Genomic DNA, 15677 nt, shown 5'->3' on the forward strand with positions numbered 1-15677 from the left:
TCATGACTCATCCAGCCACTGCTGTCGACACTCAATGCATCAACACCCTGCGTACCCTGGCGATGGATGCCGTGCAGAAGGCCAATTCCGGCCATCCCGGCACGCCCATGGGCCTGGCGCCGGTGGGGTATACGCTGTGGAGCCGATTTTTGCGCTACCACCCGGAGCAGCCTGATTGGCCTAACCGAGATCGCTTTGTGTTGTCGGTGGGGCATGCCTCGATGCTGTTGTATTCGCTACTGCACTTGGCCGGGGTGGTGGAGGTTGATGCCCACGGGCAGCGCACCGGCCAGCCGGCGATCAGCCTGGACGATATCAAGCAGTTCCGCCAAGCCGACTCGAAGACGCCGGGGCACCCGGAATACCGCATGACCACCGGTGTCGAGACCACCACCGGCCCGCTGGGCCAGGGGTGCGCCAATAGCGTCGGCATGGCCATGGCCGAGCGTTGGCTGGCTGAGCGTTTCAACCGCGACGGCCAGGTGCTGTTCGATTACAACGTCTACACCCTGTGCGGCGACGGCGACATGATGGAAGGCATCAGCAGCGAGGCCGCATCCATGGCCGGCCACCTGAAGCTGGATAACCTGTGCTGGATCTACGACAACAACACCATCAGCATCGAAGGCCATACTGAGCTGGCGTTCAGCGAGGACGTGATCAAGCGCTTCCAGGCCTATGGCTGGCACACGCTGCATGTCACCGACGCCAACGATCTGGGGGCCTTGAGCCAGACGCTGCAAGCGTTTCAGGCCAATACCGGGGCGCCCACCCTGATCGTGGTCGACAGCGTGATCGGCTATGGCTCGCCCCATAAGCACAACACCGCCGCTGCCCATGGCGAACCCTTGGGCGATGAAGAAATCCGCCTGACCAAGGCCGCCTATGGGTGGCCCGAGGATGCCCAGTTCCTGGTGCCCGATGCCGCACGCACGGCATTGCGCGATGCGCTGTATGAGCGGGCCGAACCGTTGTTCCAACAATGGAATCAGACCCTGGCCAGCCTGGACCCACACCGTGCCGACGAACTGCGGCGCATGCGCGCCGGCGAGATGCCTGCGCACTGGCAAGACGAATTGCCAACCTTTGAAGCGGACGCCAAGGGCGTCGCCAGCCGCGCTTCCGGTGGCGAAGTACTGAATGCCTTCGCCCGACAAATCCCCTGGCTGCTTGGCGGTTCGGCGGACCTGTCGCCGTCGACCAAGACCAACCTCACGTTCGACGGCGCCGGGCGTTTCAGCGCCGACGACTACAGCGGGCGCAACCTGCATTTCGGCATCCGCGAGCACGCCATGGGCGCGATCGCCAACGGTCTGGCGTTGTCTTACCTGCGGCCCTACACCTCCACCTTTCTGGTATTCAGCGACTACATGAAGCCGCCGATCCGCCTGGCGGCAATCATGGAGCTGCCGGTGGTGTTCGTGTTTACCCATGACTCGATCGGCGTGGGTGAAGACGGGCCGACACACCAACCTATCGAACACCTCACCCAGCTGCGCGCCACCCCAGGGCTGTTGACCCTGCGCCCGGGCGACGCCAATGAAACCCTGGAATTATGGCGGGTCGCCCTGGCACAGACCCACCGGCCCAGCTGCCTGGTGTTGTCGCGCCAACCGTTGCCGACGCTTGACCGCAGCCGCTATGCGGCGGCCTGTGGTGCGGCCAAGGGCGCCTATGTGCTGGCGGCGGCTGACCAGCCTGAGGTGATCCTGATAGCCACGGGCAGCGAGGTCAGCCTGGCCGTGGCCGCCTATGAACAGCTCAAGGCTGAAGGGATTGCCGCGCAGGTGGTGTCGATGCCCAGCTGGGAGCTGTTTGAAGACCAGGATCAGGCCTACCGCGACAGCGTATTGCCGCCTGCCGTGAAGGCGCGCGTGGTGATCGAACAGGCCGGCCCTCTGGGTTGGGACCGTTACGTCGGCCAGACTGGCGCCAAAGTGGTGATGAACAGCTTCGGCGCCTCGGCTCCATTGGCCAAATTGCAGGAGAAGTTCGGGTTCACGGTTGAGCATGTGGTGAAACAGGCCAAGGCTCAGATCGACCTTAACCAGCACTGATCAAAACCTGTGGGAGGGGGCTTGCCCCCTCCTACCTTTGGCCCCCATCACTTATTAGATCATCGCCTTGGCAAGGAACGGCGCAGTCCGGCTCTTTTTGCTTTTGGCCACCTTCTGCGGCGTGCCGCAGGCCACCACGTTGCCGCCCAGATCACCGGCTCCCGGGCCGATATCGATCACCCAGTCGCTCTGGGCCACCACGCGCATTTCATGTTCCACCACAACCACCGTGTGCCCCGCGTCCACCAGTTGATTGAGCTGGCTGAGCAAGCGGTCGACGTCCCGTGGGTGCAGGCCGGTGGTGGGTTCATCCAATACATACAAGGTGGCGCCACGGGCATTGCGTTGCAGCTCGGTGGCCAATTTGATGCGCTGCGCTTCGCCGCCGGACAGCTCCGTCGCCGGTTGGCCCAGGCGCAGGTAACCCAGGCCGATATCCCGCAACACCTCCAGCGAACGCAGCACGCCCGGCTGTTCGGCAAACACCTCCACCGCCTGGTTCACCGTCAGCCCCAGCACCTGGGCGATGCTCATGCCTTGCCACTTCACCGCCAGGGTTTCGGGGTTGTAGCGCGCGCCATGGCAGGTTGGGCACGGTGCGTAGACGCTGGGCATAAACAGCAACTCGACGCTGACAAAGCCTTCGCCCTCGCAGTTGGGGCAGCGGCCCTTGGCGACGTTGAACGAGAATTGCCCGGCATCGTAGCCGCGCTTCTTCGCCGCTGGCGTGGCGGCAAACAGTTTGCGCACGTTGTCGAACAGCCCGGTGTAGGTCGCCAGATTGGAACGCGGCGTGCGGCCAATGGGCTTCTGATCCACCTGCACCAAACGCCGGATATGTTCCAGCCCAGCGCCGATACGTCCGCCGCTTGCTTGCGGCGCGTCATCTTCCAGGCTTGGTTCCTCGTCGCTTTCCACCACGCGTCCAAGGCCACTGCCCACCAGTTCGAGCAGTGCCTGGCTGACCAGGCTGGACTTGCCTGAACCGGAAACCCCGGTGACGGCGGTAAAGCAGCCCAGCGGAAAATCCACCTGCAAATCTTTAAGGTTATTGCGCGTTACGCCCTCCAGCGTCAGCCAGGCGCTAGGCTCACGACGCGCGGCAGTGGCCGGACGCGGTGCGGCGAACAGGTACTCGCGGGTCTGCGACGCCTGCACCTCGGCCAGGCCGGCGGGCGGCCCGCTGTACAGCACTTGCCCGCCCTGCTCGCCGGCAGCCGGGCCGACATCGATCAGCCAATCGGCGCGGCGCATGGTTTCCAGGTCGTGCTCGACTACAAACAACGAATTGCCCGCCGCCTTCAACCGCTCCAGCGCGGTAAACAAGGCTTCGCCATCGGCCGGATGCAGGCCAGCCGATGGTTCGTCCAGCACATAAATCACCCCAAACAATTGCGAGCCCAACTGAGTGGCCAGGCGCAAACGCTGCAATTCGCCGGACGACAAAGTCGGCGTGCTGCGTTCCAGGGACAGGTAGCCCAAACCCAGTTCGATCAGTGTATTAACGCGTTCCAGCAGATCCTCAGCGATACGCTGCGCCGCCAGACGCTTTTCCACCGACAGTTTCATGCGGTCTTCGCCCGCCGCCACCGGTCGCAGCAACTCGGCCAGCTGCGTCAACGACAGCTGGGACAACTCGCCGATGTCCACCCCGGCAAATTTCACCGACAACGCCGCTCGGGTCAGGCGTTTGCCCTCGCACAGCGGGCAAGGGCTGCCCTGCATAAACTGCGAGACGCGCTTTTTCATCAGCGCGCTCTGAGTGTGGCTGAAGGTGTGCAGGATATAGCGCCGCGCACCGCTGAACGTGCCTTGGTAACTGGGTTCCAACTTGCGCTTGAGCGCCTCGCGGGTCTGCTCCGGGGTGAAACCGGCATACACCGGCACCGTTGGGGTTTCTTCGGTGAAGAGAATCCAATCGCGCTGTTTTTTCGGCAGGTCGCGCCACGGAATATCCACGTCATAGCCCAGCGTCACCAGGATGTCGCGCAGGTTCTGGCCCTGCCACGCCAACGGCCAGGACGCCACCGCGCGCTGGCGGATGCTCAGGGACGGATCGGGCACCATCAGCGCCTCCGTTACCTCATACACGCGGCCCAGCCCATGGCATTGCGGGCACGCGCCCTGGGGCAGGTTCGGCGAGAAATCCTCGGCATACAGCATGGCCTGCCCTGCCGGGTATTGACCGGCGCGGGAGTACAGCATGCGAATCAGGCTCGACAGGGTGGTCACGCTGCCCACCGATGAGCGTGCACTCGGCGTGCCGCGCTGCTGTTGCAGGGCCACCGCCGGCGGCAAGCCTTCGATGCTGTCCACATCCGGCACGCCCACCTGGTCGATCAAGCGCCGTGCATACGGCGCCACCGATTCGAAATAGCGGCGCTGAGCCTCGGCATACACCGTGGAAAACGCCAGGGACGATTTGCCCGAGCCGGACACGCCAGTGAACACCACCAGGGCATCGCGCGGGATGTCCACATCGACGTTGCGCAAGTTGTGTTCGCGAGCGCCGCGCACGCGCACAAAGCCAGCGGCCTGGGCCGTGAGCGGCGGGAGGTTGCGTTGTGAGGTCATGGTCAACCTTATCGAGCGGTGAGCACGCTGCGCACCCGTTGCGTCAAGGCTTCGGGGCTGTAGGGCTTACTCAGCAGATGAATGTCGGGGGTCAGCAGATGGTTGTTGGAGAGGATGTCGCGGGTGTGGCCGGAGGTGAACAGTACCGGCACCGGCGGAATCTGCTCCCGCGCCCACTCGGCCAGGTCGGTGCTTTTGACCCGGCCCGGCATCACCACATCGGTGAAAATCAGCTCCGGTTGCAGGCCCGCTTGCAACTGGCGCATGGCCTGGTCGCCATCTTCGGCGGTGAGCACGGTGTAGCCCGATTGTTCGAGCACCTCCACCACGGTCAGGCGCACGCCCTCGTTGTCTTCCACCACCAGGATGGTTTCCCGGCCACACTCAGAGACCACCGGCTCGGCCGGCACCTCCAGGCACTCCTCGCCCAGGCTGCGCGGAAAATACAGCTGCACCAAGGTGCCCTTGCCCTCTTCGCTGCACACATCCACATGGCCGCCACTCTGACGCACAAAGCCGAACACCATACTCAGGCCCAGGCCCGTGCCGTGGCCATCACGCTTGGTGGTGAAGAAGGGTTCGAACACTTTGGACTGGATGGCCGGCGACATGCCCACCCCGGTATCGGCCACGGACAGACGCACGTATTCGCCAGGGTTGACGCTTTTGCCCACGCAATCGTCGGGGTTGAGGATGATGTTTTCGCCGCTGATGCGAATCACACCTTCGCCTTTCATGGCGTCCCGGGCATTGATCGCCAGGTTGAGCAAGGCGTTTTCCAACTGGTGACGGTCGACGTGGATGCACCAGGGGTCGCGGGGCAATTGCACGTCGATATGAATGGTTTCGCCCAAGGCGCGTTGCAGCAGTTCACCCAGGGTTTCGTAAATACGCAGCGGGTTGTACACCGCTGGCGACAGCGGCTGGCGCCGGGCAAACGCCAGCAATTGGGCCGACAGCTTGGCGCCACGGTCCACGGCGGCAATCGCAGCGCTGACCCGGCGTTGCACATGCTCATTGTGCGGCTCATGCCGCGCCAGCAAATGCAGGTTGCCGGAGATCACTTGCAGCAGGTTGTTGAAGTCGTGGGCCACGCCGCCGGTGAGGCCGCCAATGGCTTCCAGTTTTTGCGACTGGCGCAACTGGTCCTCGGCGGCGGAACGCGCCTGCACTTCGGCGGCCACCCGCTGTTCCAGGTTGTGCGTGAGTTCTTGGCGCACCTGCTCGGACTTCACTAGTTCGGTGGTCTCCACCACAATCGCCAACACCCCGGCCGGTTGCTGGTCATCACCGGCGACGGGGCTGTAGTACAGATCGAGCCACACGGTCTCCGGCAGGCCGTTGCGCAACAGCACCAGGTCTTTATTGTTGAACGACAAGGTGCCGCCGGCCAGGCAGGTGTCCACCACATGCCGATTAAAATCCGCCACTTCCGGCCAACCCAGCTCCACCGGCGTGCCCAATAGATAAGGGTGACGTCCACCGGCAAAAGCCGAGTAACTGTCGTTGTAAATCATGTAGCCCGCTCGCCCCCACAGCATCACCATCGGCACCGGAGACGCCAGCATCATTTGCACGGTGCAGGCCAGGCTGGTGGACCATCGATCGATCGGTCCAAGATCGGTAGTTGACCAGTCGAATGCGCGAATACGATGGGCCATTTCACCGGCCCAACCTTCACAGCCGTGTGGGTTGGATAAAAATTGCATCGTTCGGCTCTGCGCAGAGAAAGGACGGTCGCAACAGTTGGAGCGCACCGGGGGCGGATCGTTTCATTTGCATACGTTAGGGGCAATTCGCCGCATATGCTACTGGGCTCAACGAAAATCCCGGCTGCGCACATCCATACCATCGAGCAAGGCGGACAGATCGGTCAGCCGCCCGGCGATCAGGTGCCTCACCTCGCCTACCGCTTCCCAGCGGCCATCGACTTTAAGCAGGCGCGAGCCGACCAGAGCCAGGCGCTGACGTTCGGCAAGGTCGCGCCAGACCACTACATTCAAGTTGCCGAACTCATCTTCCAGGGTCACGAAGGTCACCCCGCTCGCGGTGCCGGGCCGTTGTCGCCCGGTAACCAGCCCGGCAACGCTGACATTGCGCCCATGCTCCACCGCCATCAGCTCGCGGGAACTGCGGCAGCGTCGTTGACGCAACTCGGCGCGCAGCAGCGCCAGTGGATGCGGGCCGAGGGTGGTGCCCAGGGTGGCATAGTCGGCGTGCAGGTCTTCGCTGACCGTGGGCGCCGGTAAGACCACCGTGTCTTCGTCGGGGCTGGGCAGGCCGGCAAACAATCCCAGTTGCTTGTGCACGCCTGCCACCTCCCAGCGTGCGCGGTGGCGATTGCCGGCCAGGGCACGCAAGGCGCCGGCATCGGCGAGCAGGGCCTGGGCTCGTGAGTCCAGCGCGGCGCGACGGTCCAGGTCGGCGATGTCGCTGAATATTTGCTGCCGGCGCGCCGCTTCGATGCGCCGCGCATCCTCTTCACGAAACCCCGAGATCAGGCGCAAGCCCATGCGAATCGCCGGTTGCGCGCCATCGATGGGTTCCAGGCTGCAATCCCAGTCGCTGGCCTGCACATCCACCGGGCGGATCTGCAAGCGATGGCGCCGCGCGTCCTGCAGGATCTGGTCCGGGCTGTAGAACCCCATGGGCCAACTATTAATCAGCGCGCACGCGAACGCCGCCGGTTCATGGCACTTGAGCCAGCAACTGGCGTAGGTCAGCAAGGCAAAACTGGCCGCATGGGACTCGGGGAAACCGTAGCTGCCAAACCCCTTGATCTGCTCGAAGATCTGCGCGGCGAATGCCTCGGTGTAGCCGTTTTTCAGCATGCCATCGCGCAACCGCTCGCGATGGGGCTCAAGGCCGCCGTGGCGTTTCCAGGCGGCCATGGAACGGCGCAACTGGTCGGCCTCGCCGGGGCTGTAGTCGGCGGCCACCATAGCGATCTGCATCACTTGCTCCTGGAACAGCGGGATGCCCAGGGTGCGTTGCAACACGGTTTTCAGTTCGGGCGACGGGTAAGTCGTCGGTTCTTCATGGTTACGCCGCCGCAGGTACGGATGCACCATGCCGCCCTGGATCGGCCCGGGCCGCACAATGGCGACCTCGATCACCAGGTCATAAAAGACCTTGGGCCTGAGCCTTGGCAGCATGGCCATCTGCGCCCGCGACTCGATCTGGAACACGCCAATGGTGTCGGCCTTGCTGATCATGGCGTAGGTGGCCGGGTCGTCCTTGGGAATGCTGGCCAGCGACAGGTCGCGACCGCGATGCTGGCGCAGCAAATCGAAGCAACGGCGGATCGCACTGAGCATGCCCAAGGCAAGGATATCCACTTTGAGCAGGCCCACCGCGTCAAGGTCGTCCTTGTCCCACTGGATAATCGTACGCTCGGCCATGGCGGCGTTTTCCACCGGCACCAGGGTGTCCAGCGGGTACTCGGAAATCACGAACCCACCGGGGTGCTGGGACAGATGCCGAGGGAAGCCGATCAGCTGCTGGGTCAAGGTCAGCACCCGATGCAGGATCGGCGTATGCGGGTCGAAGCCTGCTTCGCGCAGGCGCTCCAGGGGCGGTGCGTCGTCACTCCAGCGCCCGCAGCAATCGGCCAGGGCGTTGATCTGATCCGGCGGCAACCCCAAGGCCTTGGCCACGTCACGCACCGCGCCGGCAGCGTGATAAGTGCTGACCACCGCGGTCAGCGCCGCGCGGTGGCGGCCGTAGCGCTGGAATACGTATTGCAGCACTTCTTCGCGGCGTTCGTGTTCGAAGTCCACGTCGATATCCGGCGGCTCGTTGCGCTCCTTGGATAAAAACCGCTCGAACAACAGGTTGGTCAGGCTCGGGTCGATCTCGGTGATGCCCAGGGCAAAGCACACCGCCGAATTGGCCGCCGAGCCACGGCCCTGGCACAGGATCGAACGGCTGCGGGCGAAGCGCACAATGTCATGCACCGTGAGGAAATAGCTTTCGTAGCCCAGATCGCTGATCAGCCCCAATTCGTGGTCGATCTGCATTGACGTCTTGGCCTCGACGCCGTGGGGCCAGCGCCGCGCCATGCCTTCTTCGGTGACGGCGCGCAGCCAGGTTTTAGCGGTATGCCCCTCGGGCACCAATTCACGCGGGTAGTGATAGCGCAACTGGCCGAGGTCGAAGGTGCAACGACGCGCGATGGCCAGGCTTTCGTCGAGCAGCGCTTGCGGGTACAGCGCGCCGAGGGCGTCAAGGCTGCGCAAGTGCCGCTCGCCGTTGGGGTGCAGGCGCGTGCCGGCCTCAGCCACGCTGACGTGATGACGGATGGCAGTCATGGTGTCTTGCAAAGCGCGGCGCCCACGTACGTGCATATGCACATCGCCACAAGCCACCGCTGGTATTTGCAGACTGGCGGCCAGGTTCAGGCGTTGCTGCAAGTGGCGTGCATCGTCCTGCCCGCAATGCAGATGCACCGCCAACCACAGGCGTTCGGCGAAGGTCTCGCGCAGCCATTGGATCGACGCCTGGGTGTCATCGTCAGCCGCCACCCACAACGCCAGCAGGCCGGGCATCGGTTGATCGAAATCGTCTTGCAGCAGGCGATAACGGCCCTTTTCGGCGCGGCGGCGGGCCACGGTGATCAACCGGCACAGGTGCTGGTAGCCGCTGAGGTCTTGCACCAGCAGCACCACTTTCGGGCCGTTTTCCAGGCGCACTTCGCTGCCGATGATCAGCGGCAGTTCCACCGCCTTGGCCGCCTGCCAGGCGCGCACGATGCCCGCCAGGCTGCACTCATCGGTAATTGCCAGGGCGCTGTAGCCTTGGGCCTTGGCCCTTTCGAACAACTCCAGGGCACTGGATGCACCGCGCTGAAAACTGAAGTTGGACAGGCAATGCAGCTCGGCGTAGCTCATGCAAACCAGCCTTGCAGCCACAAGCCATCGCTCTGCCCCACGTTGCGGAAAGCCCAGCCGCGTTGGCCGGTGCGGGTCTGCACCAAGTAATAATCGCGACGGATATCGGCGCCGTCCCACCAGCCGGATTCGATACGCTCCGGGCCCATCAGGATATGCACGCCCTGCTCGGCCAATGGGCTCGGTTGCGGCAGCAGCCAGCCGGGGCGCTGCACCTTGTTCAAGGCTTGGCAGGCACGCGGGTCCGCTGCCGCTTGCCAGGCACACTCCGGGCGATGATCGGCATGAAAGCGCAGGCCCTGCACAGCGTCATCCCCCAGGCGCGCGCGCAGGCGTTCGCGCAATTGCTCCCAGGGCAGGGTTTGTTGCGGGCGCTCGTCGAACAGGTCCTGACGCTGCGGCACAAACACCGGCAGGTCTTCGGCCAGCAGGCGAAGGCTGCGCACCGGGGCGCTGACTTGCACCTGCTCCAGGCGCCCGCGCGCCAGTTCGAACAGCATGCCCGGTTCGCGCTCGGCACTGAGCAGGCCGACTTTGATGACGCTGTCGGCGGCCTGGGCATGTTCCAGATGCAGATCGAAACGCTGCACGCCACTGTCGCGACCGCAGAGGAATGCGGACAGATCGGCGGTCAAACGGCGCAAAGGGAATAGCAGCGCCTGATGGGAATGCACGTCGAAGTTCAGTTCGATGCGCACGTCAAACCGGTCGGGTGGCTGGTAGAAGTCCAGAGCCAACGGGCGCTGGCCGCTCAAGGCATCCAGGTGCTGGAGCAGACCGGCGTCAAACCGCCGCGCCAGGGTGTGCCGAGGCAAGGCCTGCACGTGGGCCAGGGTACGCAGGCCCATGCGCGATAACGCGGTAGCCGCCTGCGGCTCCAGGCCGGCGCGGTCGATGGGCAACGGGGCCAGGGCCTGCTGCAAAGCGGCGTCATCGGCCACAGCCAGACCATCATAGAGATTGGCCAACACCCGCGCCGCCGCGGGGTTGGGCGCGGCGACAATGCGGTGGCGAAAGCCCAATTCAGTCAACTCCTTGCGCAGGCGCGCTTCGAACAGCGGCCAGGGCCCGAACAGCCCCAGGCTCGATTCGATTTCAAACAACAAGGCGCGGGGGTAGTACACGCTGACCTGAGAACTGAAACGGTAGGCCCAGGCCGCCAGGAATTGCTGCCAACGCTCAATTTGCACGGGGTCGTATTCGGCGCTGGCAAAGGTCTTGACCAGCGCATGTGCCGCCGTCAGGGACTGGCCAGGCCGTAAGCCCAACGCACGCGCGGCGGCATTGACGGTTTGCAGGACGCGCCGCTGCGGCGTACCGGCAAGCAGCGCCAAGGGCGCATCCGGCTCGGGATGCAGGCGCTGCACCCCGTCCAGCGCCAATTGCGGGAAGACAATACACACCCAGCGCATGGCAAGCTCAGTGCCCGGCCAACGCAATCGGCGCCGGATGGGCCAGCCCGCCGCGACACTTGAGCACGCGCACCTGGGCGGGCCTGGCCTCGACGGCCAGGCGCAACGCGGCAGGCGATGGGTTGATTGCTTCACTCAGGGCACGCCAGGCAAAAGCCAGGGTCTGGCCGGTTTCGGCCGCCACCTGCAAGCGGCGCAAGGCACGGTCATCGGCCTTGTGCGGCCAGCACAACACGGCGCCGCAACTGCCGGAACGCAGGCACTGTTCCACAGCCCACAGCACGTCGCGCTCCTCGGCCTGCACCAATGAGAGCTGACGCACGTCCACCCCGGCGTTCTGCCAGGCATGGGGGTACGGCGTATAGGGCGGCGCCACCAGCACGATGCGCTCCCCCGCCGCCGATAAGCGCGCCAGGGTCGGCAGCACCAGTTGCAATTCGCCCACGCCGTCCTTGGCCATCAGGATTTCACTCAAGGCCGAGGCCGGCCAACCGCCGCTGGGCAGCACCGCATCCAGCGCCGCCAGCCCGGTGGGATGCAGGCTGGCCGGTGGCGCGGCGGGCCGGCCCTTCCAGACGCGGCCACCATTGAACAGCGCGTCCAGGGCAACCACGGCGCCCATCAGCCTTGCCTCACCAGGCCGCAGAACACCCCTTCGATGGCCAGGTCCTGGTCGGGGCCCACCACAATGGGTTGGTACGCGGGGTTGCGGGGCAGCAGACGCACCGTGTCGGCGTTGCGTTCAAAACGTTTGATGGTGACTTCGCCGTCCAGGCGCGCCACCACGATCTGCCCATTCAAAGCCTCGGCACTGCGCCGCACGCCCACCAGGTCGCCGTCAAGGATGCCGTCTTCGATCATCGAGTCGCCCTGCACCCGTAGCAGGTAATCCGGTGTTTTGGCGAAGGTAGCCGGGTCCAGTTGCAGGCGGCTGTGCACTTCGGCATCGGCGCCAATCGGCAGACCGGCGGCCACACGGCCAAGCACAGGCACATCCAGCCATTCGGGTCGCGCCGGCTGATTGAGCAGGCGAATACCACGGGCCTGGTTGGGGTTGACCTCGATAAAACCGGCTTCGGTCAGCGCCAGCACATGCTTGCGCGCCACGCTGCGCGAGGCAAAACCGAACGCCTCGGCGATCTCGGCGAGGCTGGGGGGCTGGCCTTGCTGCGCGATGCGGTCGCGGATAAAGGTCAGGATGGCGGTACGGCGGGGGGTCAGGGTCGTCATGGAGTACATTTGTACTCCTGTGGGAAATTTCTGACAATAGCCGTCAGTCGGGGTTGCGTTGACCCAGCGAAAAGTTGATCAAGCAGGTAAGGGAATAGTCCGCAGCGGTCGCACCGACTTGTAGGAGAAGCTCGAATAGATCTCTTTGACGCACGGCAACGTCTGTAGCACCTCGCGGGCAAATTCGCCGAACGACTCCAGATCCTTGGCCACCACCTCCAGCAAGAAGTCATAGCGCCCCGACACGTTATGGCAGGCCACGATTTCCGGAATATCCAGCAGCCGCTGTTCAAAAGCGCGGGCAATCTCCTGGGTGTGACTCTCCATCATGATGCTGACAAATGCCGTCACCCCATACCCCAGCGCCTTGGGCGACAGGATCGCCTGGTAACCGCTGATTACCCCGCTTTCCTCCAGGTTTCGTACCCGGCGCCAGCATGGCGAGGTGGTTAGCGACACACGCTCGGCCAGTTCGGCCACCGTGAGACGGGCATTGCTTTGCAGGGCGTTTAACAAGGCTTTATCGGTACGATCGAGGTGAGTGGGCATAGCGTGCCTCTAAACGTTATTTTTATTGGCTTTTCATCCCCTGATACGGGATTTGGCAGCAAACTTGGCAAAGTTCGGCCGCGATTTCGAGCATAGCATTGTAGGAAACAAGGAGCGCCCGACATGCACAATAAACACAAGACATTCGGCTTTTCCACACGCGCCATCCATCACGGCTATGACCCCAAAGACCATCACGGCGCCCTGGTGCCGCCGATCTATTTGTCCGCCACCTTTGCCTTTCCCACGGCCGAATACGGCGCTGCCTGTTTTGCCGGTGAGGCCAACGGGCATTTCTATACGCGCATTTCCAACCCCACCCTCGCGCTGCTGGAATCGCGCATGGCCAGCCTGGAGAACGGCGAGGCGGCGGTGGCGTTCAGTTCCGGCATGGGCGCAATCGCCGCGACGTTCTGGACGCTGTTGCGGCCCGGCGATGAGGTGATCGTCAGCCAGACCCTTTACGGCTGCACCTTCGCCCTGCTGCACCACGGCATCGGTGAATTCGGCATCAAGGTGCGCCACGTCGACCTGACCGACCTGGCTGCGCTGCAGGCCGCGCTCAGCCCTGCCACGCGCATGATCTACTGCGAAACCCCGGCCAACCCCACCCTGCAACTGGTGGACATCGCCGCCGTGGCCGCCCTCGCCCACCAGCAGCCGAATGTGACCGTGGTGGTCGACAACACCTACTGCACTCCCTACCTGCAACGCCCCCTCGATCTCGGTGCCGACGTGGTGGTGCATTCGGCCACCAAGTACCTCAGCGGCCACGGCGATATCACCGCCGGCATTGCCGTGAGCAACCAGGCCCTGGCCCAGCGCATTCGCCTGCAAGGCCTCAAGGACTTGACCGGCGCAGTGATGTCGCCACAGGACGCGGCCTTGCTGATGCGCGGTCTCAAAACGCTGGGCCTGCGCATGGACCGCCATTGCAGTAATGCCCAAGCCGTGGCCGAAGCCTTGCAGGCCCATCCCGCCGTCGAGCACGTTACCTACCCCGGCCTGCCGTCTTTCCCACAGTACGCGTTGGCAAAACGACAGATGGGCCAGGCCGGCGGCATGCTGGCCTTCGAGCTAAAAGGCGGCATCGACAGCGGCCGGCGCTTTATGAACGCCCTGCAATTGTTTACCCGCGCGGTCAGCCTGGGGGATGCCGAATCGCTGGCCCAACACCCGGCGAGCATGACCCATTCCACCTACACCCCGCAGGAACGCGCGCAGCACGGTATCAGCGAAGGTCTGGTGCGGTTGTCGGTCGGGTTGGAGGATGTGGCCGACCTGCTGGCGGATGTGCACCAGGCGTTGGCCAAGTGCATGCGCGTGGCGCCGCGTGCCAAGGCGATGGCGACCCACGCCGCGAGATAACGGCGCAGGCCTGACGCGGGCAAGCCCGCCCATACAAGACATCACGTGGCATTGAGCCGGTCTCAAACCCTCGGTGCCATATGCTCGGCAATCCGCGCCCGTAACCAGCGCTCCGCCGGGTCATTGTCGTGCACCCCGCTCCAGACCATCGACAACTCCGCCGCATCAATCGCAAACGGCGGGTCCTCGGCGCGCAGGGTAGTGCCCTCGGTCAAAGCGCATGCCGCGTAGTCCGGCACAGTGGCGATGATCTGCGTGCCCGCCAGCAACGCCCGCAACCCGCTGAATTGCGGCACCGCCAGTACCACCCGCCGGGCGCGGCCGATGCGCGCCAGGTCCAGGTCGATATTGCCGCTCAAGTCCCCGGAGAACGACACCATTGCATGGGGGCGCTGGCAGTAATCATCCAGGCTCAGCGGCGCCACGCCGTCATCGCCGCGCAGCACTTTGCACGGTATATCCCGCAGCTTCTTGCGCTTGGCGTTCGCCGGCAATTCGGTGGTGTAGCTCACGCCTACGGAAATCTCGCCACTGGCCAGCAGCGACGACATCAACAGGTAATTGGCCCGGCGGACCACCACGATGATCCCCGGCGCTTCTTCGCGCAGTTGGCTAAGCAACGGCGGAAACAGGCCGAACTCGGCGTCATCGGACAAACCGATGCGGAACACCGCGCAGCTGGTGGATGGGTCGAAATCCTTGGCGCGGCTGACCGCGCCGGAAATGGTGTCCATGGCCGGTTGCAGCTCCTTGAGTATCGCCACTGCCCGTGGCGTGGGCTCCATGCCCCGTCCGTTGCGCAGCAGCAACGGGTCGTCGAACAGATCGCGCAAACGCCCCAGCGCTGCGCTTACCGCCGGTTGGCCCATAAACAGTTTTTCAGCGACTCGGGTCAGGTTCTTTTCGAACATCAAGGCTTCGAAAATCACCAGCAGGTTCATGTCGACGCGGCGCAGGTCGTTGCGGTTCATGGCGCTATCCAGACGGTTATCAGGCCGCCAGCTAAGCACGTAGCAGCGGCATCGGGATTGCACGCCTGTGCTGTCTTTTTCGCCAGGAAAAACCGCCTCACCTGGCAAAATTAACAACGATTAACTCGTCAGGCACAGGCACCGGCGCCAAGAATGCAGCCGTCTACACTGCATCCATTCACCGGGAACGCTCCCATCGACTGCGGATACCTGTCATGGCCCGACTTGAGTACTGTGCGCCTCGCTTGCCCGCCACTGGCGGCCTGTGCCCTCGGCGCGAACGCATCGCCAAACAACTGATCCTGGCCAACCTCGGCGAAAGCCTGACCATCGCCGAGCTGGCCCAGGCCTGCGCCCTGTCGCGCAGCCATTTTTCTCGCGCTTTCAAGTGCAGCACCGGGCTGTCGCCCCAGGAATGGATCCGCCAACAGCGCATCCAGCGTGCCAAGGAGCTGATCACCACGTCCTCCCTGAGCCTCACGCAGATCAGCCTGGAGTGCGGGTTCTGCGACCAGGCGCACTTCTGCCACATGTTTACCCGCAGCGAAGGGGTCAACCCAATGACCTGGCGAAATCACCAACTGCGTCACAAGCCCCATGTGATCGCCGCCTAGTGATCCAGACACG

General features: G+C 64.1%; 11 protein-coding genes. 3 read left to right on the forward strand and 8 right to left on the reverse strand.

The window, feature by feature from the left end:
* Window positions 1-2 precede the first annotated feature (2 nt).
* Entirely contained in the window at window positions 3-2057 is a 2055-nt protein-coding gene (tkt, locus tag ABX75_RS09245; protein ID WP_047881801.1) for a transketolase, read from the forward strand.
* 54 nt (window positions 2058-2111) lie between these two features.
* On the opposite strand, the gene uvrA is transcribed toward tkt, so the two are convergent.
* The 7 genes from uvrA to ABX75_RS09280 form a co-directional block, all read right to left on the reverse strand.
* Window positions 2112-4631 carry an excinuclease ABC subunit UvrA gene (gene uvrA, locus ABX75_RS09250; protein ID WP_047881802.1) on the reverse strand — a complete coding sequence of 840 codons (2520 nt, stop codon included), beginning with the start codon at window positions 4629-4631 and terminating at the stop codon, window positions 2112-2114.
* A gap of 8 nt (window positions 4632-4639) precedes the next feature.
* Entirely contained in the window at window positions 4640-6340 is a 1701-nt protein-coding gene (locus ABX75_RS09255) for an ATP-binding protein (protein WP_047881803.1), read from the reverse strand.
* Between the two features lie 108 nt (window positions 6341-6448).
* Complete coding sequence (locus tag ABX75_RS09260; protein ID WP_207268971.1) at window positions 6449-9541, reverse strand: error-prone DNA polymerase; 3093 nt, start codon at window positions 9539-9541, stop codon at window positions 6449-6451.
* Window positions 9517-10932, reverse strand: coding sequence for a DNA polymerase Y family protein (locus ABX75_RS09265; RefSeq protein ID WP_047881805.1), 1416 nt, complete (start codon window positions 10930-10932; stop codon window positions 9517-9519). Before ABX75_RS09265 ends, ABX75_RS09260 begins: the two co-directional genes overlap by 25 nt.
* 7 nt (window positions 10933-10939) lie before the next feature.
* Entirely contained in the window at window positions 10940-11554 is a 615-nt protein-coding gene (imuA, locus tag ABX75_RS09270; protein WP_034113993.1) for a translesion DNA synthesis-associated protein ImuA, read from the reverse strand.
* Window positions 11554-12171, reverse strand: a complete 618-nt coding sequence (gene lexA / locus ABX75_RS09275; protein ID WP_034098359.1) for a transcriptional repressor LexA — start codon at window positions 12169-12171, stop codon at window positions 11554-11556. Before lexA ends, imuA begins: the two co-directional genes overlap by 1 nt.
* A gap of 69 nt (window positions 12172-12240) precedes the next feature.
* A complete protein-coding gene (locus tag ABX75_RS09280) occupies window positions 12241-12711 on the reverse strand; it encodes an Lrp/AsnC family transcriptional regulator (RefSeq protein ID WP_034098361.1) in 471 nt (156 codons plus the stop codon).
* Window positions 12712-12834: 123 nt separating this feature from the next.
* On the opposite strand from ABX75_RS09280, the gene ABX75_RS09285 reads away from it, so the two are divergent.
* On the forward strand, window positions 12835-14079 hold the full coding sequence (locus ABX75_RS09285; protein WP_034098362.1) for a methionine gamma-lyase: 1245 nt from the start codon (window positions 12835-12837) through the stop codon (window positions 14077-14079).
* 62 nt (window positions 14080-14141) lie between these two features.
* On the opposite strand, the gene ABX75_RS09290 is transcribed toward ABX75_RS09285, so the two are convergent.
* Window positions 14142-15050, reverse strand: coding sequence for a LysR family transcriptional regulator (locus ABX75_RS09290; protein WP_034113998.1), 909 nt, complete (start codon window positions 15048-15050; stop codon window positions 14142-14144).
* Window positions 15051-15265: 215 nt separating this feature from the next.
* Here ABX75_RS09290 and ABX75_RS09295 point away from each other — a divergent pair, with 215 nt between their 5' ends.
* On the forward strand, window positions 15266-15664 hold the full coding sequence (locus ABX75_RS09295) for a helix-turn-helix domain-containing protein (RefSeq protein WP_034098366.1): 399 nt from the start codon (window positions 15266-15268) through the stop codon (window positions 15662-15664).
* Window positions 15665-15677 lie beyond the last annotated feature (13 nt).

The organism is Pseudomonas sp. ARP3 (assembly GCF_001029595.1).
Lineage (GTDB): Bacteria > Pseudomonadota > Gammaproteobacteria > Pseudomonadales > Pseudomonadaceae > Aquipseudomonas > Aquipseudomonas rhodesiae.

Coding starts and splice junctions, on each gene's coding strand:
- tkt (WP_047881801.1), top strand. CDS start 3: ATGACTCATCCAGCCACTGCTGTCGACACTCAATGCATCAACACCCTG.
- ABX75_RS09295 (WP_034098366.1), top strand. CDS start 15,266: ATGGCCCGACTTGAGTACTGTGCGCCTCGCTTGCCCGCCACTGGCGGC.
- ABX75_RS09285 (WP_034098362.1), top strand. CDS start 12,835: ATGCACAATAAACACAAGACATTCGGCTTTTCCACACGCGCCATCCAT.
- uvrA (WP_047881802.1), bottom strand. CDS start 4,631: ATGACCTCACAACGCAACCTCCCGCCGCTCACGGCCCAGGCCGCTGGC.
- imuA (WP_034113993.1), bottom strand. CDS start 11,554: ATGGGCGCCGTGGTTGCCCTGGACGCGCTGTTCAATGGTGGCCGCGTC.
- lexA (WP_034098359.1), bottom strand. CDS start 12,171: ATGTACTCCATGACGACCCTGACCCCCCGCCGTACCGCCATCCTGACC.
- ABX75_RS09280 (WP_034098361.1), bottom strand. CDS start 12,711: ATGCCCACTCACCTCGATCGTACCGATAAAGCCTTGTTAAACGCCCTG.
- ABX75_RS09255 (WP_047881803.1), bottom strand. CDS start 6,340: ATGCAATTTTTATCCAACCCACACGGCTGTGAAGGTTGGGCCGGTGAA.
- ABX75_RS09290 (WP_034113998.1), bottom strand. CDS start 15,050: ATGAACCGCAACGACCTGCGCCGCGTCGACATGAACCTGCTGGTGATT.
- ABX75_RS09265 (WP_047881805.1), bottom strand. CDS start 10,932: ATGCGCTGGGTGTGTATTGTCTTCCCGCAATTGGCGCTGGACGGGGTG.